Here is a 23229-nt window from a genome sequence, read left to right as displayed (position 1 = left end):
GCCTGCGTGTTCAGCAGTTCACGCGTTCAGCGCTTTGGCACCGATATCGTGGCGGTAGAACATGCCGGTCGTGTCGAGTTTGTCGAGTACGGCGTAAATCTTGTCCTGTGCGGCGCGGATATCGTCAGCCGTGGTTTCCAGCAGCAGCACGCGCCCGGAATCGGCGACCAGCTTGCCGTCGGCGTCCGTGGCGACACCCGCATAATATACGTGGCTGGAATCGTCCACCGGAATCTGGGGGATTGCGGCACCCTTGATCACGTTGGTCGGGTAGCCGTTCGAAGCGAGCACCACGCCAAGTGTCGTCTTGTTGTCGTCCTCCCACGTGAAAGTCGGGGTCTCGTTGTTGAGGATCGCGTTGATGCCTTCACCGAAATCGGAAGTCAGACGGGGAAGTACCACTTCGGTTTCCGGATCGCCGAAGCGGGCGTTGAACTCGATGACTTTCGGGCCGTCCGCGGTGGCGATCAGGCCGGCGTACAGAATGCCGGTGAACGGCGTCCCTTCATCAGCCATAGCCTGAACGGTCGGGCGCACAATCGTCTCGATCGCTGTATCAACCACATCCTGGCTGATTTGCGGCACCGGGCTGTATGCGCCCATGCCGCCCGTATTCGGGCCCTTGTCGCCGTCGAAGGCGCGCTTATGATCCTGCGAGATCGGCATCGGCCAGAACTCGGTGCCGTTCACGAAGCTCATCAGCGAGAATTCCTGCCCCTCGAGATAATCCTCGATGACGACCTTCGCGCCGGCCGCGCCGAAACGGTGGTCGACGAAAATATCCTCGAGCGCCTTGAGTGCGGTATCCACATCCATGGCGACCGTCACGCCCTTGCCGGCGGCGAGGCCGTCAGCCTTGACCACAATCGGTGCGCCGTGGTCGCGCACGTACGCTTCAGCGCTGTCGAGATCATCGAAAGTGCGGTATTTCGCGGTCGGGATGCCGTGACGTTCCATAAGCTGCTTGGCGAAGTCCTTGGACCCCTCGATTTGGGCGGCGGCCTTGTTCGGGCCGAACGCCTTGATGCCGTTCGCTTCGAAATCGTCGACGATGCCTTGGATCAGCGGCACTTCCGGGCCGACAAACACCCAATCCACCTGATTGTCTTTGACAAAGTCGATGAGCGCGGCGTGATTGGACGGGTCCAGCTGTGTGGTGTTGATGCCGTCCAATCGCATGCCCGGATTACCGGGGGCGACCGTCACTTCGCTGACGCTATTGCTTTTCAGCAGCGCGTGCGCGATGGCGTGCTCGCGCGCGCCTGAACCGATGACCAGAACCTTCATTCCCATGGCTACTTGTTCCTTTCGTTCTGACGCTTGGTTTCAGTGCAGTTCGACATCGCTGCCGCTCTTGGCGACAATGGAGCCGATCTCATATGCCGTCTCACCGTTGGCTTTGAGCAGGTCGAGCGTGGTTTGGGCTTTCGAAGCGTCCACGGCGAGCACCATGCCGATACCCATGTTGAAAATGTTGAACATTTCCGTATGATCCACACCGCCGGCGTGTTCGATGACGTCGAAAATCGGCGGCACGGGGAACGCGTCAAGATTGATGCTTGCCGCGAGGCCGTCAGGGATCATGCGTGGGATGTTCTCGATGAACCCGCCGCCGGTGATGTGGGCGACACCCTTGATCAGGTGCTCGGCGAACAGCGGCTTGAGCGCCTTGACATAGATTTTGGTCGGGGTGAGCAGGACTTCGCCCACGGTTTTGCCGTCCAATTCGTCAAGCGTGGTGTCGACCGTGTAACCGGCTTGTTCGAACAGGGCCTTGCGTACCAGCGAGAACCCGTTGGAGTGCACGCCGGTGGACGGCAGGCCGATGAGCGTGTCGCCCTCGGTGATGGTCGAGCCGTCGACGATATCGGACTTTTCGGCGACACCCACGGCGAAACCGGCCAAGTCGTACTCGTCGGGGTCGTACATGCCGGGCATTTCAGCGGTTTCCCCGCCGATCAGCGCGCACTCGGACTGCACGCAACCGTCAGCCACGCCGGAAACGACCTGCTCGAGCAGGGCCGGATCGTTCTTGCCGCACGCAATATAGTCGAGGAAGAACAGCGGTTCAGCGCCTTGGGCGGCAATATCGTTGACGCACATGGCCACACAGTCGATGCCGATCTTATCGTGCTTGTTCGCCATCTTGGCGACCATGAGTTTGGTGCCCACGCCGTCGGTACCGGAAATGAGCACCGGTTCGCGGTAACCGAGCGAGGCGAGGTCGAACAGGCCGCCGAAACCGCCGATACCGCCGACCACACCGGGACGATTGGTGCGGGCGACATGCGATTTGATGCGCTTGACTACCTCGTAGCCGGCTTCGACACTGACTCCTGCCTTCTCATACGCTTCTGGCATGACTGACCTTTCTTGATTTGTCTGACGTTTGGTTTGTAGACGAGTTGGATTGATGAAATTGATACTTTTCGTCCGGGGCATCTGACCGCGGCAGGCATGACGATGCCGCTGCACCCGTATACGGTTGCAGCGGCATTATCTCAGGCCTTCGCCAGTTGAGCCTGGAGCGTTTTGACATCCGTGGAGAACTCGTTGCCTTCATATCGGCTCTTGTCGTGCGCGAATTTGGCGATTCTCACACGGTCCTCGGGGGTCAGCGACTTGAGGAACGGCTCCTCGTAATCGTCGAGCGCGGTCGGATAATCACCGTTGAAATAGGCGACGCACAGGCCGCCGTACGGGGCATCCGCATGCAGGCCGATAGCTTCGACCAAGCCGTCCAGAGACAGGAACGCCAAGGAGTCGGCGCCGATATACTCGCGGATTTCCTCGACGGATTTCTTCGCGGCGATCAGCTCTTTGGTCGTCTGGATGTCGATGCCGTAGAAGCACGGGTATTTCAGCGGCGGCGAAGAGATGCGCATATGCACTTCGCGTGCGCCGGCTTCACGCAACAGCTGCACGATGCGACGCGACGTGGTGCCGCGGACGATGGAATCGTCGATCACCGCCACGCTCTTGCCTTTGACAACGCCACGTACGGCGGACAATTTCATGCGCACGCCCTGCTCGCGCAGCTCCTGCGTCGGCTGGATGAAGGTGCGTGCCACATACTGGTTCTTGATCAAACCCATTTCGTTCGGCAGACCGCTGGTTTCGGAGAAGCCGGATGCTGCGGACAGTGAAGAGTTCGGTACGGCGATGACCATGTCGGCGGGGGCGGGAGCCTCTTTGGCGAGGATCGCACCCATGCGTTTGCGTGCCGAATGCACGTTGACACCGTAGATGTTGGAATCCGGGCGCGCGAAGTAGATGTACTCCATGGAGCAGATGGCCAGCTGCGTGTTGGTCGTGTAGCGGTCCATGTGATAGCCTTCGTCGTCCACGACGATGATTTCACCGGGGCCGATGTCGCGCACGAACTCCGCGCCGACGATGTCCAGCGCGCAGGTTTCGGATGCCAACACGTACGCGCCGTTCTTCATGCGTCCCAAGGACAGCGGGCGGAAGCCATTCGGGTCGAGTGCGCCGATCATCGCATGCTCGGTCATGAGCAGATAGGCGAAACCGCCGTGCACCTTGTTGAGCGCCTCCTTGAGCTTGTCCATGAAGGTGGGGACGTTCGAACGGCGGATCAGGTGCATGAGCACTTCGGTGTCGGAATTGGAGTGGAAAATCGCACCTTCATCTTCCAGCTGCCGGCGCAGGCTCACGCAGTTGGTGAGGTTGCCGTTGTGGCCGAGCGCGACGTCGCCATCGTGGAAGCGGAACAGGAATGGCTGGATGTTGTCCACCGATCCGGAGCCGGACGTCGCGTAACGCACGTGACCGATGGCTTTGTCGCCTTTGAGCCGTTCGATTTCGTGCTCGTCGGAGAATACTTGGGTGAGCAGGCCGAGTCCACGATGCCCGATCAGGTGGCCGTTGTCGTTCGAGACGATACCGGCGCCTTCCTGGCCGCGGTGCTGCAACGCATGCAAACCGAAATAGGTGAGGCGGGCGGCATCAGGGTGTCCCCAGACGCCGAAAATGCCGCACTCTTCATGAATGTCTTCGAGTTCAGCTGACAAGCCAAAGCTCCTTCCAAAACCGTGGAAACGGGGGATTCGCTAGTAACCAACATATCAACCGCCGGCTACATCGCGCAGGTTGGGTTGTCGTTCGGCTGAAGGTCGTTTAGTTGCGTGTGATGCCGCAGTGATCAGGGGACGCGCTCACCGTATGCCAGAGCGGTTCCATGTCGGTCTGGCCGGGCGTTGACGGGTGGCGGAATGTGCGATTCGGTCTGTGATGTGACCGCCCGGTTACACAGCGGAGAGATAGCGGATGGGCCGGCGGCACAACGTCCGGGTATCCGTCTGTCATGTGATGAACCGGTTACACGACGCGACGGTAGCTTCCTGTCACGGTCAGCCCGCCGGGCTATCGTCCTGCCGTGTGACTGACCGGTCGCACCATGCGGCGGTAACATCCGGTCATGCCTGATTTGGCTTGGTATCCGCCCGCAATGTGACCGACCAGTCGCATGATGGCCCGATAGTGACAATCCTGATGTGCGATACTGTCCGGATCGCAACATCGGTCGTGTGCGCCGCCCCGGAGTAGGGCTTGCGGCGTACACTGGTCATTGGCTCCCGCGTGTGCGGGAACCGGCACAGACATGCAAGGAGCAGTTATGGCAGTATTGGTCCTCGGCGGAGCCGGCTACATCGGCTCGCACATGGTCGACCGCCTGGTCAACACCACGGATGAGAAGGTCGTGGTCGTTGACAGCCTGGTCACCGGTCATCGCGCTGCGGTCAACCCGGCGGCGAAGTTCTATCAGGGCGACATCGCCGACCAGGATTTCATGCGCACCGTGTTCAAGGAAAACCCGGATGTTGACGCGGTCATCCATTTCGCAGCCTACTCGCTGGTCGCCGAATCGATGAAGAAGCCGCTCAAATACTTCGACAACAACACCGCAGGCATGGTCAAGCTGCTCGAAGTGATGAACGAAGTGGGTGTCAAGAACATCGTCTTCTCTTCGACCGCAGCCACCTATGGTATCCCCGAGAAGATGCCGATCCGTGAGACCGACCCGCAGAAGCCGATCAACCCGTACGGCGAGAGCAAGCTCATGATGGAGAAGATCATGCACTGGTCCGACCTCGCCTACGGCATCAAGTTCGTCGCACTGCGCTATTTCAACGTCGCCGGTGCCAAGCCGGACGGTTCGATCGGTGAAGATCACAATCCGGAAACCCATTTGCTTCCGATCGTGCTGCAGGTGGCGCAGGGCAAGCGTGACGTGCTCAAGATCTTCGGCAATGATTACAACACGCCTGACGGTACGAACGTGCGTGATTATGTGCATCCGTACGATTTGGCGGACGCGCATATTCTCGCGGTCAAGTACCTGCGTGAAGGCAACGAATCCTCGGCGTTCAACCTCGGTTCGTCCACCGGCTTCTCGAACCTGCAGATTCTTGAAGCCGCGCGTCGCGTGACCGGCAAGGAGATCCCCGCCGAGATGGCTCCGCGTCGCCCTGGTGACCCGGATACGCTGATTGCCGCTTCCGATAAGGCCCGCAGTGTGCTCGGCTGGAAGCCGCAGTTCGACAATATCGACAAGATCATCGCCTCCGCGTGGGCTTGGCATTCAAGCCATCCGGAAGGCTACGGCGACCGCAAGTAACAGGTGACGGCGGGGCGCGCCATGTTTCATGGTCGCGTCGAGCCGCGCTGATTCGCGGTACTGTCCAAGACACTAGACCATGAGGGGCGCCACGCTGTGTATGCGTGGCGCCCCTCATATCGTTATCGCCGGTTGTCGCTGCGATTACCGGATTCACAGGTGTCAGCGGGATGCTCTCCGGTGTCAGCTTTCGTTGAGCAGCTCGCTGAACGAGAAACCGGTTGCGGCAAAGATGATGATGAGCAGGACGGTGCCCACAACGCTGATGATGATTTGCGCGAGCGCCCAATTACGGCGGTCCTGATGCTGTTCCCCGCCGAGACCGGCGGCCCAGCAGATCAGCAGAATGAAGCCGACGATGGGGATAGCGGACAAAATCAGCGTGACAATCCATCCGCCAAGATCGGTAGTGCCGCTTGGTTGCATGGGTGCCGGCTGATACTGCGGATATCCCTGATATGCCGGGGCATACGGCTGCTGGGCCGGGTTCGGCACTTGGTTAGCGTACGGGGCTTGATTCGTATATGCGTCTTGGCTCTGGTATGTCGGCTGGTTGGGCAGCGGCGGCAGATCGGGGGCCGGCTGGCTCGCGTACGCGGACTGGTCTTGATAGGCCGGCTGGTTGTCACCCGGCTGGCTCGGGTATGGCGGCAGGTCGGGATTTGGTTGGTTGGTGGACATGTGACGCTCCTTGCGATCAGACACGTGTGGGCAGGTGGTGTGTCGCGTCTGTGCTTCGGACGCGGCTTCCCGTTGTCGTCGTTCATGATAATCGCACTGTCGGATGGCTGGTGTGCAATGGCGTTACCATGGAGGAAGGCTCGAAGCTGAGCGTCGGTGGAATGGTATGCCGCATGGCTGCAAAAACTGGATGGAGCATGGTATGGAACCGTGGCAACAGGGGGCGTCCCCGTATGGGCGAGACGGTGAGACGGAAGACCCTCGACAACGTGAGATTCGCCGTCGTAACGAACGGCATATGAGACGGTTGACCATCCAACGATGGTGTATCGCGTTTCTGTATGTGCTTGACGCGGCGGTGGCGGTTGCCGTGGTAGTCGCGTTTGTCAAAGGCATGATGAGCCAGGTCGATTTGGCGCAATCGCTGCTTCGTGTCATAGGGTTCGCGATTCTCATCGATTGGGCGCATTTGCGTGATGAGCGTCGTGCGGAGCACGGCAGGAAGGTGATCCGTTACGCGGTTGCGGCGCCGCGATGTGATTCCATCGGCCGGTCAGTGACGTGGATTTGCCCATGGTGCCAGGGGGACAATACGATTCCTCTGATCAAGGAGAGTGAACCGTGGCCGTTGATGCAACGCTGCTGCGTGTGCTGCACCACGGTTGTCGTCCCTGACGTGCGGCGTACATGAAATCCTGCCGTGCTCTCAACTAATGCCTTGAAGGTGCCGGCTATCCGGTCAGTGGGGAGGCGGACGCCCGTGTTCGTCGTCCTGCGTTGCTAGCGTGGCGGTAACGCATGGTTGCGTGTTGTCATGTCAAGGAAGAGAACATGACGGCGAATAATGCGACAAAGCATGGAAGGGGCTGCGATGCGTCCGGAGACGATGGGATGGCATGATGCCGCCGGTATAGCGGATTTCCCAGGTGACATTGATGGCACCGATGAGACTACGGCAGCGCCGGGTATGGTGTTTACCCCCCAGCCGGCAGCCGATACGAATCAAGACCGGCGCACCGACCATGATGATGGCAGCCGGCAGACAGCTGCACAATATGATTCTTCGGCACCTGAGAGCACGGTGAACCAGCCCCATACCTCCGGGGTTTCTGTGGCTGCGTTTGCCGATCCCCAATCCGATGAAGCACTGCTGGCTGCGTTTGACCCGCATAACATGCTGGCGCAGGACACGTATGTGCCGATTCAGTTTGACGACAACATGTCCCGTGAGCCCGCCTCTGGATCATCTGCTACGTTCGGTGTCTCACCGGCAGGCCGTCCCGATGTCGATGCTCTTGCGATATCCGGCGTCGGCACCGTGCCGGACACCGCGTTATCAGTGCTTTCCAACGGTGATGTCCACGCGGGCCCTCGCACATCGCAGCGGCATGAAACCCCGGTAGCGGTCATCGTTCTCGCCTGTTGTGCGCCGATATTGTTGGCCGCTGCAATCGCGGCGCAATTCGTTGACCACATGCTCATCCACTATGTGGGGTGGCTGCTCTTCGTCGACGGTATCGGCATTCCGGCGGCAATATTGGCGATGGTGACGATCGTCAGGCAGCGTAGGGAGGCACGGTATCACCGTGCTGCCGCCTCGGTCATGACCCGCGCAGTGGTGGTGCTGGTGGTCGCGCTGGTGGCTGTGGGGCTTGTCTCCCGAGACGTTCCGCCACTGCTCACCCGACATGAGGTGCAGTTCGTGCCCACCCAGTTGACCAGCGGACAGCGCGGATTGTTCTCATCACGCCAGTATGAGGTGAAAGGCTATGATCCGGTCACTGGTGCCGGCGTGGTGCTGCGGATTACCAAAGACCAGTTCGCCGCATGCCATGCCGCGATTCCGCCGTCAAGCGACGCGGGGACATGGCGTGCCACGGCGCATACCCTGCCGCATTCCGGTGCGGCATTGGATTTGACATGCTCAATCCAGAATGCCGCGGCATGACATGGTGTGAGCCGTGCCACGTGAATCGCTGATGATGCGTGACTTACCTGGTTTCGCGGCATCGTGCCAATCGCATACGAAAAGAGCCTCCAGCCGTATAACACGGCTGGAGGCTCTTCCCCCTATACGTCGCGGCTCAGGCGGTGAAGTACTTCACACCGCTGGCGAACAGCGGCTGGAACTTATCGCCGGGCACGTTGATGAAGGTGCCGTCCGTGTAGCGTTCGGAATGACCCATCTTTCCGAACACGCGGCCGTCCGGGCTGGTGATACCCTCGATGGCGAGCATCGACCCGTTCGGGTTGACATCTAGGTCCATGCCGGGCACGCCGTCGGCGTCCACATACTGCGTGGCGATCTGGCCGTTGGCCTTGAGCTTGGCGAGCACGTCGTCAGAGGCCACGAATCGGCCCTCACCGTGCGAGATGGCGATGGTGTGCACGTCGCCGACCGCGCTTTGCGCCAGCCAGGGGGACAGATCAGAAGCCACGCGTGTACGCACCAGACGGCTCTGGTGACGTCCGATCGTGTTGAAGGTTAGCGTCGGGCAGGCGTCGGTCATCGGCACGATATCGCCGTACGGCACGAGGCCGAGCTTGATAAGCGCCTGGAAGCCGTTGCAGATGCCGAGCATCAGGCCGTCGCGGTTCTTGAGCAGATCGCGCACGGCGTCGGTGACGGCCGGGGCGCGGAAGAACGCGGTGATGAACTTCGCCGACCCGTCGGGCTCGTCGCCGCCGGAGAAACCGCCTGGGATCATGACAATCTGGCTGCGGCGAATCTCGTCGACCAGCGCCTGCGTGGATTCGGCGACCGCCTGCGGGGTGAGGTTATTCACGATGAGCGTGCTCACATCGGCGCCCGCGCGCTCGAACGCGGCCGCGGAATCGTACTCGCAGTTGTTGCCCGGGAACACCGGAATCACCACATGCGGCTTGGCGACAGGGGAACCCGTGTACACGGTCTTCTTCGGGGCGTGGAATTCCTCGGTTTCGGTGACGCTGCCGCGTTCTTCGCCTTTGGAGCGGTACGGGAAGACGCCTTCCATCGCGGATTCCCAGTCTTCCTGCACTTGGTCGAGGTCGAGGCGCTCGCCGCCGGCGACGAATTCATAGGCGTCGGTGGTCTCGCCGATCACGCCGATTTCGACACGGTTGGAGACCGCGGGAAGTTTCGCATTGTCGTCAAGCTCGACGAGGAACGAACCATAGGCCGGGGTGAACAGGTCGTCCACGGCGATGGTGTCGGCGAGCTTGACGCCGATACGGTTGCCGAGCGTCATCTTGAACAGGGCTTCGGCGCTGGCGCCATAACCCGGGGTGGACACGGCGAGTGCATCATGGAATTCGGTGAGCGATTCGACCACGTCCATCGCCTCGAGCAGGCCATCCTTGTCAGGGGTCAGGCCGTCTGCCGCATACCGCGGGGCGATGCGCACAATACGATGTCCGGTTTTCTTGAATTCGGGGGAGGTGGCGCGATGCATGTTGCCGACTGCCACGGCGAAGGAGATGAGTGTCGGCGGCACGTCGAGATCTTCGAAGCTACCACTCATCGAATCCTTGCCGCCGATGGCGCCGACACCAAGGTCGACCTGCGCCATCAACGCGCCCAACACCGCCGCCGCCGGCTTGCCCCAGCGTTCCGGTACGTCGCGCAGTTTGCCGAAATATTCTTGGAAGCTCAGGTAGGCGTCCTCGTGGCGGAAGCCGGCGGACACGAGCTTGGCAAGGGACTCGACCACGGACAGGTAGGCGCCGGTGAACTGGTTCTTCTCCATGATGTACGGGTTGAAGCCCCATGCCATCGCGGAGGCGGTGGTGGTTTCGCCGAACACGGGCAGCTTGGCGACCATGGCCATGCTTGGGGTCAGCTGGCGCTTGCCGCCGAACGGCATGAGTACGGTGGCGGCGCCGATGGTGGAGTCGAAGCGTTCGGACAGGCCCTTGTTGGACGCCACGTTGATATCGGTGACCAGCGCATGCATCCGGTCCTTGAACGAGCCGTCACGCCACGGGGTAGTGTACGAGCCGCCTTGTTCGACATGGACGGTCTGATGCTTGGGCGCACCATTGGAAGCGAGGAAGGCACGGCTCAGATTCACAATCGTGTCGCCCTGCCAGGTCATGCGCATGACCTTCTCCTCGGTGACCGTCGCGATGACGGTGGCTTCGAGGTTCTCTTCACGCGCGTAGCCGAGGAACTCGTCCACGTCATCGGCTGCCACATCGACGGCCATGCGTTCCTGGGATTCGGAGATCGCCAGTTCCGTGCCGTCGAGGCCCTCGTACTTCTTGGGTACCAGATCAAGGTTGATGGTCAGGCCGTCAGCAATCTCGCCGGTCGCCACGGACACGCCGCCAGCGCCGAAATCGTTGCAACGCTTGATCAGACGGCAGGCGTCCTTGCGGCGGAACAGACGCTGGAGCTTGCGTTCGACCGGAGCGTTGCCCTTCTGGACTTCAGCGCCGTCCTTTTCGAGGCTTTCCTCGTCATGCGCTTTCGAAGCGCCGGTCGCGCCGCCGATGCCATCACGGCCGGTACGCCCGCCCAGCAGGATGATCTTGTCACCGGGGGTCGGGGTTTCACGGCGGACATGGTCGGCAGGGGTCGCGCCTACGACGGCGCCGACTTCCATGCGCTTGGCCACATAGCCCGGATGGTAGATTTCATCGACCTGACCGGTCGCCAGACCGATCTGATTGCCGTACGAGGAGTATCCGGCTGCTGCGGTGGTGACGATCTTGCGCTGGGGGAGCTTGCCCTTGAGCGTTTCGGACACGGGGACGCGCGGGTCGCCGGCGCCGGTCACGCGCATCGCCTGATACACGTAGGAGCGGCCCGACAGCGGGTCGCGGATGCATCCGCCGATGCAGGTGGCTGCGCCGCCGAACGGTTCGATTTCGGTCGGATGGTTGTGGGTTTCGTTCTTGAACAGGAACAGCCAGTCCTGGTCTTCGCCGTCCACATCGACCTTCACTTTGACGGTGCAGGCGTTGATTTCCTCGGATTCGTCCAGGTTCTTGAGAATGCCGTTCTTCTTAAGCCACTTGGCGCCGATCGTGCCCATATCCATGAGGCATACCGGCTTGCCGTCGCGCCCGAGCTCATGGCGCATGGCCAGATACTTGTCGAACGCGGCCTTGACCACGGCGTCATCGATATCGACTTCGTCAAGCTGCGTGCCGAAGGTGGTGTGACGGCAGTGGTCGGACCAGTAGGTGTCGATCACCTTAATCTCGGTGATGGTCGGTTCGCGGTGTTCACCGTGGAAATACTCCTGGCATACTTTCGCATCCGCCAGATCCATCGCGAGACCGCGCTCGTCGATGAACCGCTGGAGGCCTTCGTCGTCCAGCTCGTCGAACCCGGCGATGACTTCGACCTTCGCCGGCTTGGCGACCTGCACTTTGAGTGTGTTCTTCGGTTCCAGGGAGGCTTCGCGGGCTTCGACCGGGTTAATCACATATTGTTTGATCTGCTCGACGGCCTGATTGTCCAAGTCGCCTTCAAGCGCGTAGATTTTGGCGCTGCGTACAATCGGGCGTTCGCCCTGGCTGATCAGCTGGATGCATTCACTCGCCGAATCGGCGCGCTGGTCGAACTGTCCGGGCAGGAATTCGACAGCGAACACGGTACTACCGCCGAAATCAGGCATATCCACGCTGGCGTTGTCCACCTGCGGTTCGCTGAACACGGTTGTGATGGCCTGATCGAACAGGTTCTGGCTGATGTCTTCGACATCGTACCGGTTGACGATACGCAGACCGGTCAACCCCGTGATGCCAAGGATCGTTTTCAGTTCGTTCTCCAGTTGTCTGGCCTCGACGTCAAAGCCCTGCTTCTTCTCGACATAAACGCGAAAAACCACGGTATTCCTTCTGTTGTTGGTATATCGGTTGTCTGGTGGTTCTGGTTGCCGCGGGCGTGTTGGCCTGACGCGGCTTGTACGAAACAAAACGGCCCGCATCGGAAAACCGGTGCGGGCCCGGACTCACTGGGCGTCCTTGACGCCTTCAGCTTCGGCCAGCTGCGTCAAACGGCTGTAAATCTCCTCATAAGCGGGGATGATGTTGCCCAGATCGCGGCGGAACAGATCCTTGTCAAGATGCTCGATTTTGCCGCTATGATCCTTCAGATCCCACAGACGGCAGGTGTCGGGCGTAATCTCGTCGGCCAGCAGAATCGTGCCGTCGGAGGTCTTGCCTTCCTCGATCTTGAAATCGACGAGCTGCACGTCGATCTTGGAGAAGATGTCCTTGAGCGCCTCGTTGACGGCACGCGCCTGACGGGAGATTTCCGCGAGCTCCTCCTCAGAAGCGAGCCCGAGTGCGACGATGCCGTCATCGTTGATGAACGGGTCGCCCAGATCATCGGACTTCAAGCAGAATTCGAGGATCGGCTTCTTCAGCGGCGTGCCTTCCTTGACGCCATACCGTTTGGCGAAGGAGCCGGCGGCGGTGTTGCGCATGATGATTTCCAACGGGTACATGGTCATCTTGCGCACCAGCTGTTCGGTGTCAGACAGACGCTTGATGAAGTGGCTGTCGATACCGCGAGCCTTGAGCAGTTCGAAAATCACGGAGGTGATGCGGTTGTTCAGGCTACCCTTGCCGGCGATCTGCGCCTTCTTCGCGCCGTTGCCGGCCGTCGCCTGGTTCATGTATTCGACCCACAGGACGTCGGGATCGTCGGTCGCATACATTTTTTTGGCCTTGCCCTCATAGAGCTTTTCCAGTTTCTGCATGACTCGCCTTCCTCGTAAGCACGAGATGGATTGGGGGTGTTACGGAGCACAGGATACCAAGCGCCGGCTACATCAGGCGGCACGGCGTGCGTCTTGCAACAGCACGGCGCCGAACGGGTTCGACTCCATGTGATGCAACGCCGCCAGCGAAGCTTCTGACAACCCCCGATGGCAAGATGACGGGTATGAGTGATAACGCCGAAGCCACAGTCAACGTCAGCCCATCCAGTGCATCACAATCCGCTCCCGCCACGCAAGCCAACCCGCGGCTCGGCACCCCGCTCGACCGGTCCGCCACAGCCGCACGCACCAAAGTCCTGCTGCTCGGCTCCGGTGAGCTCGGCCGCGAAATCGCCATCGAACTCATGCGCTTGGGCGCGTGGGTGTGCGCCGCCGACAGCTACGAAGGCGCCCCCGCCCAACAAGTCGCCCACGAATACCGTGTGCTCGACATGGCGGACCCCACCCAACTGGACGCCCTATTCGCTGAAATCCAGCCGGACATCGTTGTCCCCGAAGTCGAGGCGATCGCCACATCGGAACTTGACGCCATTGCCGCGCAAGGCGTGCAAGTCGTGCCAAGCGCCGGTATCGCAGCGATCTGCATGGACCGTGAACGTCTGCGTGTCATCGCCCACGAGCAGCTCGGCCTGCCGACCACACCCTACCGCTTCGCAGGGTCGCTTGAGGAACTGCGTGCAGGGGCCGAAGCGGTCGGCTACCCGTGTGTGGTCAAGCCGATTATGAGCTCTTCCGGACACGGTCAATCCGTCGTACGCACGCGCGATGCCATCGACGCCGCTTGGCATGAAGCGCAGGTCGGCCGCCGTGCGGCGGGTGAAGGCGGTATTTCCCGCGTCATCGTCGAAGCGCTCGCACCACTTGATTATGAGCTGACCGTACTGACCGTCAGCTCGTCCGCGGGTGTCGTCACCTGCACGCCGATCGGGCAGCGTCAGGAAAGCGGCGACTACCGCGAATCCTGGCAACCGGCTGCCGTCAACCCGGACACCTTGCAGATTGCGAAAGATCTAGCGCGCCGTTGCGTTGAAGGCTTGGTCGCCGAAGCCCATGCACACGGTGAACGCGGCTGGGGCGTGTTCGGTGTCGAACTGTTCGTCCTCACCGACGGCTCGGTGCTGTTCAACGAGGTCTCCCCGCGCCCACACGACACCGGCATGGTGACCATGATTTCCCAGCGTCTGAGCGAATTCGCCCTGCACGCGCGTGCCATTCTCGGTATTCCGGTCAGTGAAAGCCATGTCGATCTGGCCATCGGCAGCGGACAGGTCGGCGCGAGCCACGCCATCGTCGTCGAAGGCGACGGACGTGCGGTCTTCTCAAACGTGCCGCAAGCGCTTGCCGAAGCCGACACCAACCTGCGAATCTTCAACAAGCCGGAAGTCCACGGACATCGCCGTATGGCCGTGGCGCTCGCCATCGGAAACAATGCCGACGACGCCCGCGCCAAAGCGGGTCGGGTCGCTGACGCGCTCGACATCACGGTGCGTTAGCAGGCGTGCCCTACCGGATTTCGCCGGCTGTTGGCTTACGATATCGGTATGAGTCAAAGTAGTAAGTTCACGCGGGCGACCGGCGTCAATGGCGATGCCGACCGCCCTCTGACCATCGCGCTGGTGGTCGACACCGCGGGCAACGAGGGCAACGGCACGTCGAATTCGGCGTTGCAGTATGCGCGGGAGCTGCGCCGGCAAGGACATACGGTTCGTTTGGTCGGTATCGGTTCGCCTGAGTATCCGATTCGCGTGCATCATATCCCACTGGTCTCTTGGATCGCCGCGAAGCAGCAGATGCAGTTCGCGCAGCCGGATCGGGCGGTGTTCCGCAAGGCGTTTGTAGGTGTTGATGTGGTGCATGTCTACCTGCCGTTCAAATACGGTCGTGTGGCGGTGCAGACCGCACACGAGATGGGTATCCCCGCCACGGCAGGATTCCATTTACAACCCGAGAACGTCCTGTATTCGGCGGGGCCGCTGCGGTATATCCCCGGGGCGTCGGCCTTCATCTACTGGCTGTTCGACCGCATGCTGTACCGGCATATCCGGCATATCCACACGCCGTCGCATATGATCGCCGCGCAGTTGCGGGCGCATGGCTACAGGCAGCGACTGCATGTGATTTCCAACGGCTATTCGCCAAGATTCACCCCCAAACGGCAGCGTGAACCTGGCTCGCCGTCGCCAAGGCCGTTCAGGATTGTCGCGTCGGGCCGTTTGGCCAGCGAGAAGGATCATGTGACGCTGATCCGGGCGGTTGCGTTGAGCCGGCATGCCGAGGATATCGAGTTGGTGATCTGCGGCACCGGGCCGTTGCAGCATGAGCTGCGGCGGATGGCAGGGAAGTTGCTGCCGGGCCGTTGGTCGATCGGATTCCATGACAACGCACAGATGCCGGAACTGCTGCGTTCATGCGATCTGCTGGTTCACCCCTCTATCGTGGATATTGAATCGTTGAGCGTGCTTGAAGGGATGGCTTCCGGCTTGGTTCCGGTGATTGCGCGGTCCACGCAGAGCGCCGCCGGACAGTTCGCGCTCAATGACCATTCGCTGTTCGAAGCCCAAGACTCGGCCATGCTCGCCCAACGTATCGACTGGTGGATCGACCATCCTGATGAGTTGAGCCGTTGGGGTGCCGTCTATGCCGAGCACACGCGTGAGGAGTATTCGATTGCATCATGCGTGCGTAAGTTCGTCGCGATGGAACGCGAAGCGATCGCCGACTTCGATGGCAGGTTGTGAACGATGAATCCGCCGTAGCCGGCGCATTGCCGGTTCGGACGGTTTCATGCGGTCGGGGCGTGGGAGCGTTGCGCCCGCCACACCCTGACCGCTTCTGCTAGACGCGCTACGGGAGCGCGGGTATGACATCATGCTCGGAATCGTGTCATTCAGTCCGCTGATTGCATTTCGCAATGTTGCGGTAACGCCGATGATACGAAAATCGCATACCATGCCGCCAAACGTAAAGAAAAACGCAGCTGAACCGTTGATATTCAACGTATATCGCACGGATGTCATCAATCGGCTGCGCATGGCGTGAGTTGCGACAACGAAAGGCGACACGATGAGTAGATATGCAGTGACCAATCCGGCGACCGGGCAGGTTGAGGAACGTTTTGAAACCTTCACCGACGAGCAGGTCGCCGCGGCGGTGGACGCCGCCGACGAAGCCTACCGCACGTGGGGGAGGGCCACGACCATCGAACAGCGCGCGACGCTTATGCGCAAGGCGGTGGCCTCCTATCGCGACCAGCGGCAGGAACTCGCCACCATCATCAACCATGAGATGGGCAAGACCATGGATGAGGCGCTTGTGGAAGTGGAATTCTCGGCGGAAATCCTCGAATACTATGCCGATCATGCCGCCGAATTCCTCGCTGACGAGCCGATTGACCGCGCTGCGGCGGGCACGGCGTTCATCCGGCACCTGCCGATCGGCCCGCTGGTCGGCGTCATGCCGTGGAATTACCCGTATTATCAGGTCGCCCGGTTCGCCGGCCCGAATCTGATGCTGGGCAACACCATCATTCTCAAGCATGCCTCCCTATGCCCCAAGTCGTCGGCGGCGATGGAGCGGATCTTCCTCGAGGCGGGCTTCCCCAAGGGCGCGTTCGTCAACGTGTACGCCACCAACGAGCAGATCGCCAAGGTCATCGCCGACCCGCGCGTCCGTGGCGTATCCCTGACCGGTTCCGAGCGTGCCGGCAAGGCGATCGCCCAAGAGGCCGGCGCCGCGTTGAAGAAGGTGGTGTGCGAACTGGGCGGCAATGATGCGTTCATCGTTATGAGTACCGACGATTTGGATGCCGCGGTCGAGGCGGGTGCGAACGCCAGGTACGAGAACAGCGGCCAGATCTGCAACGGCGCCAAGCGGTTCATCATCATCGATTCGCTGTACGACGAATTCTTGAAGCGATTCATCAAGGTGTCCAAGGAACGCAAGCTCGCGCCCCTGTGCTCCGCTTCGGCCGCCGACGGGCTTGCAGCCCAGGTGCAGGCCGCGATTGATGACGGGGCGAAGGCGGTGCTGGGCGGCACCGAGCATGATGGCGCCTACTATCCGGCGACCATCCTGACCGATATCCCTGCGGGTTCCGCTGCTCGTCGCACGGAGTTCTTCGGGCCGGTCGCCCAGTTCTACCGGGTGTCCAGCGAGGATGAAGCCATCGCGGTCGCCAACGATTCGCCGTACGGTCTCGGCTCCTACGTGTTCACCACCGACAGCGAGCAGGGCTTGCGCTTCGCGGATCGTCTGGAATCCGGCATGACCTATATCAACGAATCCGGCGCCGATTCCGCGGAACTGCCGTTCGGCGGCGTGAAGAACTCCGGGTTCGGCCGCGAGATGGGTCCGCTCGGCATCCGCGAGTTCACGAACTACAAGCTCGTCACCGAAGCCGCACGCTGATTGCGGGCGTATCGGGAAGATCGATGGCCGGTTGCCGCGTACGACAGCCGGCCATCTGCTGTGCCGGGGTTTCTGGTTGTTGGCGATTGCCTATCGGCAAACGCAACAAGCCACGGTAATTCCGCTTCGCTGATTGGTATCCGATCGCAGATGACATGGTCAGGGCGGAATCAATCGGTGATGTTCCACGATATGGTCATATGTCTCATATGATGGACATCATATTGGATGCCGCAATGACGGCTGCCCCGGCGTCTGCCGGATGTGTGAACAACTCGGGGTTGCCGGGCAATGACGACGTCATGAACCCGCATAATCGCCGGCAACACTGCCAAGTTGCGCGGGTTGCGGCGCTATCGGGCACGTTGTGGACGGGGCTGGATGCGGGGACTTTGAGAAGGGGCGATATCTTGCGATTCCTGCCTTGTTCATCCCGCTGTTGCCCGCCAGCCGGGCGTGCGGCTCACCGCACGCCGAAATCGTACCGTTGCTCAATAAGCCGCAAATAGGTAAACACCTCGGTATGATCCACGCCTGGAATCTTGCGGATGCGCATCACCAAATCAAGCAGCTCGTCGTCATCGGCGGTAAACACCTCGAGCAGCATATCAAAGCGTCCCGCGGCGGCGACAATATAGTCGATCCCGTCGGTTTCACGCAGCCGGGCGGCGATCGCGTCCAAATCACCGGTCGTGTTCACGCCGATCAGCGCCTGCCGACGATACCCCAGCTGTATGGGGTCGGTGACAGCCACAATCTGGATGATTCCCGCCTCGACCAGCCGTTGCACGCGCCCGCGCACCGCGGCCTCAGACAGGCCGACCACCTTGCCGATGGCGCCGTACGGTTTGCGTCCGCTTTTCTGCAGTTCGCGGATAATCGCCTTGTTGGTGTCGTCAAGCAGCGACGACTTGTGTGACTCCAGGGGAGCCGTATTGGCGTCCACCGCGCTGAAACCATTGGCTGCGAACGATTCGTGAATATCATGTTGCACTCTCATACCGACCATATCAGCAGGTGATTGTTCACGATGCAAGACCGTGGGGAAAATTTCGCGTTACACCGCATTTTTAGTCGCAATATTACGTTTACGCAACGGAAATCATCGCAATCTTTGATAAATCACAACGAAAACAGCAGAGGTACGGCACGCATGCTATCGGACTCGAAGTTCTCGCAAGCCACGCACCATCGTGACGCGTTCCGCAGGACCGCACCTGGGAACGACCGGATGACCATAAGGAGGAGCGATGACCACGACACAATCACCTGTCCATGATGCGATCCCGTCATCATCCGCGGCGGAATCGCACCAGCCGGATGATAACGGCGTACATATCAGCCGCGACAGGAACGTCGAACGCAGAGAAAACGGATTGACCATCAACCGTGCGCGTAAGACGTTCCGTTCAGCGGAAGGCAAGCTGGTCCACGCCATCGACGACGTGAGCCTCAATATCGAAGCCGGTGAGTTCTTCGTCCTGCTCGGACCGTCCGGATGCGGTAAAACCACGTTGCTGCGTTCCATCGGCGGTCTTGAAACCCTGGATGCGGGCGAAATCTACCTTGGCGATCAGCGCATTGACGAAATGCCGCCCTATGAGCGTCCGGTCAACACCGTATTCCAAAGCTATGCGCTGTTCCCCAATATGACTGTCGAACAGAATATCGCCTTCGGTTTGGAAATGGAGAAAAAACCGAAGGATTACATCAAGCGCAAGACGCAGGAAATGCTCGATCTGGTGCATCTGAGCGATATCGGCAAGCGTCTTCCCAGCCAGTTGTCCGGCGGCCAGCAGCAGCGCGTCGCGCTTGCCCGGTCGCTCGCGAAAAGCCCGAAAGTCCTGTTGCTGGATGAGTCCCTGTCCGCACTTGATTTCAAGCTGCGACGCCAGATGCAGGTGGAGTTGAAGCGTCTGCAGCGCGAGACAGGCATCATCTTCATTTTCGTCACGCACGATCAGGAGGAGGCGCTGTCGATGGCCGACCATATCGCCGTCTTCTCCAAAGGCAAGCCCGAACAGGTCGGCACACCTGAAGAGATTTACGACAAGCCGGCCAACCGTTTCGTCGCCGACTTCATCGGTGATATCAACTTCCTTGACGCCATCGTGCATGATGCCGGATCGGTCGAGGTCGAAGGCAAGATTCTCCCGGTAGCACAGGATTTGAGCAGTTATGGCAAGGGGGCAGCCGTGAGCGCCGCCGTGCGCCCTGAACGCATCGCCCTCACCGCCGCGGGAGAGGATGCGCTGCAAGGCACGGTTGAGACCGTCACATACATGGGTTCGGACGTGCGCTGCCATGTCCGTCTCACTGACGGCACGCTCGTGCAGATCCGCGTCAACCCGCCGTTCGATGCCGAGCTGCTTGCAGTCGGCTCGAAGGTCGGTGTGACCGTCACCCCCGACCATATGAGGGTGGTGGAACGATGAGCGAGCATACGGCAACCTTGGACGGCGAAAAACCGCCGATCACCGACACCTCACACCACACGACGCCAACCAACCGCCGTCGCCACACGTTGTTCGCAGCGGCGAACCGCATCAAGCCGGGCATGCTCTCGCACTGGTATGCAATCCCCGCCATCATCGTCGGCTTGCTGTTCACCCTCGGGCCGATCTGCGTCATCGTTGCGTTCTCCTTCATGAGCCAGCCGGAAGTCGGCGGCGGCGTGGTCTACAAGTTCTCCACCAACGCGTACAAGAAACTGCTGTTCACCACGGACTTCCTGGGGCGCACCTCCTTCGACCCGCGGTATCTCAAAGTGTTCGGCACCTCATTATGGCAGGCGCTCATCACCACCTTCGTGTGCATCGTACTGTCCTTCTTCATCGCCCTGTGGATGTCGTTGCGCAAACCATCAACCCAGCGTCTGCTGGTGCTGCTGATCAACATCCCGTTCTGGACGAACCTCATCGTACGCACGTATGCGTGGATGCTCATTCTCAACGAAAACGGCCCGATCAACGGCTTCTTGAAATTCATCGGCGTCGGCAGCAAGCAACTGCTGTACACGTCGGGTGCGTCACTGATCGGCCTGATCTTCACCTTCCTGCCATTCGCCATCATGCCGATGTACTCGGCACTGTCCGGATTCGACTTCCGCTTGGTGGAAGCCGCATACGACCTGGGCGCTCGCAAACTTACGGTGATGCGCAGAATCATCCTTCGTGCCGCCAAGCCTGGTGTGACTTCAGCTATCGCACTGTGCTTCATTCCTGCGTTCGGCTCCTACGTGCAGCCGGTTCTGTTGGGTGGCGGCCGCGTTCTCATGGTCGGCAATCTGATCGCCTCCCAGTTCTCCGATGCCCGTAACTGGCCGTTCGGTGCGGCATTGTCCACGGTCATCTTGCTGGTCACCTTGTTGTGCGGTGTGGCGGCGAGCATCGGCGGCGGCAAAGCGGCGCGAGATGCCGGCATGGCGGTATGAGTAAGTGAGGTGAATGACGATGAGTGACAAGCAAGACAATGTGACAAGTTCCAGCGAGGCAAGCGAACCGCAAATCATCCACATGGATTACGGCACGGCCACGGAATTCGGCGCAATCGTCGAACGCACTATTGATGAGCGTGGTGGAAACGCCGCAGTGCAAATGCCGCAATGGCTTGAAGACAAACAGCCTGACCGTGCGCTGAGCACCAGACGTTCGGGACGTAACCGGCTCAAAACTTTCCCGGGCGTCGCGTTCATCAGCGTGCTGGTCATCCTGTTCCTGTATCTGCCGATGCTCATGGTTGTAGGGTTCTCCTTCAACGGTGGCCGTCAAGCGTTGCTGTGGAAAGGGTTCTCCTTCTCGTGGTACGGCAAGGTGTTCCATGATCCGGCGATTATTTCGGCTACGCTGACGTCCCTTGAAATCGCGGTTATCGCCATGGTATTGTCCACGGTCATCGGCGTGATGTTCGTGCTTGCCGCCGATCAGATGTCGCATGCAGGCTCGGCTGTTGCCAGTTGGCTGATCAATGCTTCGCTGATTATCCCCGAGGTTGTGCTTGGCGTCGCCACCATGGGCTTCATCCGCATGATTGGACTGAAACCGGGCATGCTGCCGCTGATTCTCGCCCACACGACGTTCTGCGTTCCGTTCGTTGTCATGCCGTTGCGGGCACGGTTGCAGACTATTGACACGTCCTGCTTCGAAGCGGCTGTCGACTTGGGGGCATCCCCGCTGGTCACGGTTCGTCGCGTCACCCTGCCGCTGCTGACGCCGGCCATCGTTTCCGGCGCGTTGATGGCATTCGTGATTTCGATGGACGACTTCATGATTTCGAACTTCCTGACGTCCGCCGGCACAACGACCTTGCCGATTTACATCTTCTCGCTCATCCGCAAGGGCGTGAACCCGAGTATCAACGTGGTCGCCACGTTGTTGCTGCTGCTCGCTGTCATCGTGACCGTCGTCTCCTCGGTCCTGACCAACCGCAAAGACGACTGAACACCGGGCGGGGCCGCGTCGCTCCGCCGGCATGTCAAAGAAAGGGGCTGAAATGCACACTTCACCAGCTTTCGCATCCTCCCACTCATCCCCATCCGTTGCTTTCGGGCGTCGCACTGTCGGCAAAGTATTGCGTCGCACGGCGTGCATGGTACTCGCGGTCGCCGGCCTACTGTCCAGCGCGGCATGCTCCGGAGGCATTTCGGATTCCGCCCGCACGACGGATGTCGTGGCCGACGGCGCGTACCATGCGGCGCATGGCGGCGAACTGCACGTCTACACGTGGGCCGGCTACATGCCCGATGACGTGATCAAGAAATTCGAAAAGGACACTGGCATCAAACTTACGGTGGATACCTTCGAAAGCAATGAGGCACTGGAAGCCAAATTGCAGTCCACCGGCGGGTCGGGGTATGACATCGTCATGCCGAGCGATTATATGGTCTACCAGCTGATCAAGGAGCATATGCTCGTCAAATTCGACGTGTCGAAACTGCCCAACGGCAAGAATGTCGCCAAAGAATTCTCCAAGCCGTATTACGATCCGAAGCTCCAGTATTCAGCACCGTATGTTGTCGGATACACCGGTTTCATGGTCAACACCAAGAAGGTGCCCAAGTCCGCGGCGCCGACCAGCTGGAAGGAATTCTTCGCGCTGTCATCCAAGTATGGCAAGTCGCAGCTACTCAACGATTCCATCGAAGTGACCAACGCCGCGTTGCGTGCCGTCGGCTCCGAGCAGTGCACCACCGATGCGCACGCCTACCAGAACGCGAACGATTTGCTGCAGTCCTATCGTTCGAAAGTCGGGGTTGTCAGTTCGGAAGGCGTGGCGGACCGCCTCGCTTCCGGTGAACAGGTGGTCGGCATGATCTGGAGCTATGACGCCTACCAGGCGCAGCAGTCGAATAAGGACCTCGAGTTCGTCTACCCGTCTGACGGCGCCACCCAGTTCGTGGATAATATGGCGATTGCTGCGGGCGCGCAGAACATCGACCAGGCGAAAACCTTCATCAACTACATGCTCGATCCGAAGAACAAGGAGGCGATTGATGAATCGGCGGGCGCCGGATCCGTGCTCAAGGGCGGCGATGCGCTGTTGCCAACCGAAATGCGCTCATCCAACACCATTGTGCCCAGCGCGCAGGAGCTGAAGCACGCGGTAGCGGAGAAAGCCTGTTCGAACGCCATCAACGACAACTACACGCAGCTGTTCGAGAACTTCAAGCAGTAATGCGGCTGCGGTGTGGGTATTCCGCGCCGCGTAACGTAACGGGCCATCCGGTTTGCGCCGGATGGCCCGTCGTTGTATTCCACGGAGGTTTTCCTTGGAATCGCGGCCTTCCGG

General features: G+C 60.3%; 17 protein-coding genes. 10 read left to right on the top strand and 7 right to left on the bottom strand.

Annotated elements, in window-relative coordinates; all coding sequences use genetic code 11:
* Positions 1-18 precede the first annotated feature (18 nt).
* From purD to purF, 3 genes are all read right to left on the bottom strand, one after another.
* Positions 19-1293, bottom strand: a complete 1275-nt coding sequence (purD, locus tag BBOU_RS06310; protein ID WP_026502221.1) for a phosphoribosylamine--glycine ligase — start codon at positions 1291-1293, stop codon at positions 19-21.
* 33 nt (positions 1294-1326) lie between these two features.
* A complete protein-coding gene (gene purM, locus BBOU_RS06305; protein ID WP_026502220.1) occupies positions 1327-2361 on the bottom strand; it encodes a phosphoribosylformylglycinamidine cyclo-ligase in 1035 nt (344 codons plus the stop codon).
* Between the two features lie 140 nt (positions 2362-2501).
* On the bottom strand, positions 2502-4031 hold the full coding sequence (gene purF, locus BBOU_RS06300) for an amidophosphoribosyltransferase (protein ID WP_026502219.1): 1530 nt from the start codon (positions 4029-4031) through the stop codon (positions 2502-2504).
* Between the two features lie 605 nt (positions 4032-4636).
* Here purF and galE point away from each other — a divergent pair.
* Positions 4637-5638, top strand: coding sequence for a UDP-glucose 4-epimerase GalE (gene galE / locus BBOU_RS06295; RefSeq protein WP_026502218.1), 1002 nt, complete (start codon positions 4637-4639; stop codon positions 5636-5638).
* Between the two features lie 183 nt (positions 5639-5821).
* Here the strand turns inward: galE and BBOU_RS08910 are convergent, their stop codons facing one another.
* Entirely contained in the window at positions 5822-6319 is a 498-nt protein-coding gene (locus BBOU_RS08910; protein WP_051616577.1) for a GlsB/YeaQ/YmgE family stress response membrane protein, read from the bottom strand.
* Positions 6320-6521: 202 nt separating this feature from the next.
* Here BBOU_RS08910 and BBOU_RS06285 point away from each other — a divergent pair, with 202 nt between their 5' ends.
* Together BBOU_RS06285 and BBOU_RS06280 are read left to right on the top strand one after the other, a co-directional pair.
* Positions 6522-7010 (top strand): hypothetical protein, encoded by a 489-nt coding sequence (locus BBOU_RS06285; RefSeq protein WP_152595620.1) that lies wholly within the window; start codon positions 6522-6524, stop codon positions 7008-7010.
* A 180-nt stretch (positions 7011-7190) separates the two neighbouring features.
* Entirely contained in the window at positions 7191-8267 is a 1077-nt protein-coding gene (locus BBOU_RS06280; RefSeq protein WP_152595619.1) for a hypothetical protein, read from the top strand.
* A 136-nt stretch (positions 8268-8403) separates the two neighbouring features.
* Here the strand turns inward: BBOU_RS06280 and BBOU_RS06275 are convergent, their stop codons facing one another.
* A complete protein-coding gene (locus BBOU_RS06275; RefSeq protein WP_026502214.1) occupies positions 8404-12138 on the bottom strand; it encodes a phosphoribosylformylglycinamidine synthase in 3735 nt (1244 codons plus the stop codon).
* A gap of 123 nt (positions 12139-12261) precedes the next feature.
* Positions 12262-13014, bottom strand: coding sequence for a phosphoribosylaminoimidazolesuccinocarboxamide synthase (purC, locus tag BBOU_RS06270; protein WP_026502213.1), 753 nt, complete (start codon positions 13012-13014; stop codon positions 12262-12264).
* Between the two features lie 185 nt (positions 13015-13199).
* On the opposite strand from purC, the gene purT reads away from it, so the two are divergent.
* The 3 genes from purT (at position 13200) to BBOU_RS06255 (ending at position 17442) form a co-directional block, all read left to right on the top strand.
* The gene (gene purT / locus BBOU_RS06265; RefSeq protein ID WP_026502212.1) at positions 13200-14528 is read left to right on the top strand and encodes a formate-dependent phosphoribosylglycinamide formyltransferase; all 1329 of its coding nucleotides are present in this window, start codon (positions 13200-13202) and stop codon (positions 14526-14528) included.
* A gap of 48 nt (positions 14529-14576) precedes the next feature.
* Positions 14577-15773, top strand: coding sequence for a glycosyltransferase (locus tag BBOU_RS06260; protein ID WP_033490312.1), 1197 nt, complete (start codon positions 14577-14579; stop codon positions 15771-15773).
* 325 nt (positions 15774-16098) lie between these two features.
* Entirely contained in the window at positions 16099-17442 is a 1344-nt protein-coding gene (locus BBOU_RS06255; protein WP_026502211.1) for an NAD-dependent succinate-semialdehyde dehydrogenase, read from the top strand.
* Between the two features lie 463 nt (positions 17443-17905).
* Here BBOU_RS06255 and BBOU_RS06250 read toward each other — a convergent pair whose 3' ends face one another.
* Positions 17906-18442 (bottom strand): Lrp/AsnC family transcriptional regulator, encoded by a 537-nt coding sequence (locus BBOU_RS06250; RefSeq protein ID WP_238552107.1) that lies wholly within the window; start codon positions 18440-18442, stop codon positions 17906-17908.
* A gap of 250 nt (positions 18443-18692) precedes the next feature.
* On the opposite strand from BBOU_RS06250, the gene BBOU_RS06245 reads away from it, so the two are divergent.
* From BBOU_RS06245 to BBOU_RS06230, 4 genes are read left to right on the top strand one after another with little or no spacing between them, the layout of a single operon-like run.
* Positions 18693-19877 (top strand): ABC transporter ATP-binding protein, encoded by a 1185-nt coding sequence (locus BBOU_RS06245; RefSeq protein WP_026502210.1) that lies wholly within the window; start codon positions 18693-18695, stop codon positions 19875-19877.
* Complete coding sequence (locus BBOU_RS06240) at positions 19874-20875, top strand: ABC transporter permease (RefSeq protein ID WP_051616576.1); 1002 nt, start codon at positions 19874-19876, stop codon at positions 20873-20875. Before BBOU_RS06245 ends, BBOU_RS06240 begins: the two co-directional genes overlap by 4 nt.
* Before the next feature lie 19 nt (positions 20876-20894).
* Positions 20895-21881: an ABC transporter permease gene (locus BBOU_RS06235; protein ID WP_238552105.1), complete on the top strand. Its 987-nt coding sequence runs from the start codon at positions 20895-20897 to the stop codon at positions 21879-21881.
* A gap of 52 nt (positions 21882-21933) precedes the next feature.
* A complete protein-coding gene (locus BBOU_RS06230; RefSeq protein WP_051616574.1) occupies positions 21934-23115 on the top strand; it encodes an ABC transporter substrate-binding protein in 1182 nt (393 codons plus the stop codon).
* Positions 23116-23229 lie beyond the last annotated feature (114 nt).

The sequence above is a fragment of the Bifidobacterium boum genome (assembly GCF_000741535.1).
In the GTDB taxonomy this organism is placed as follows: domain Bacteria; phylum Actinomycetota; class Actinomycetes; order Actinomycetales; family Bifidobacteriaceae; genus Bifidobacterium; species Bifidobacterium boum.
The sequence above is the reverse complement of the archived record's forward strand: the minus strand, read 5'-3'. Positions and strand labels throughout refer to the sequence as shown.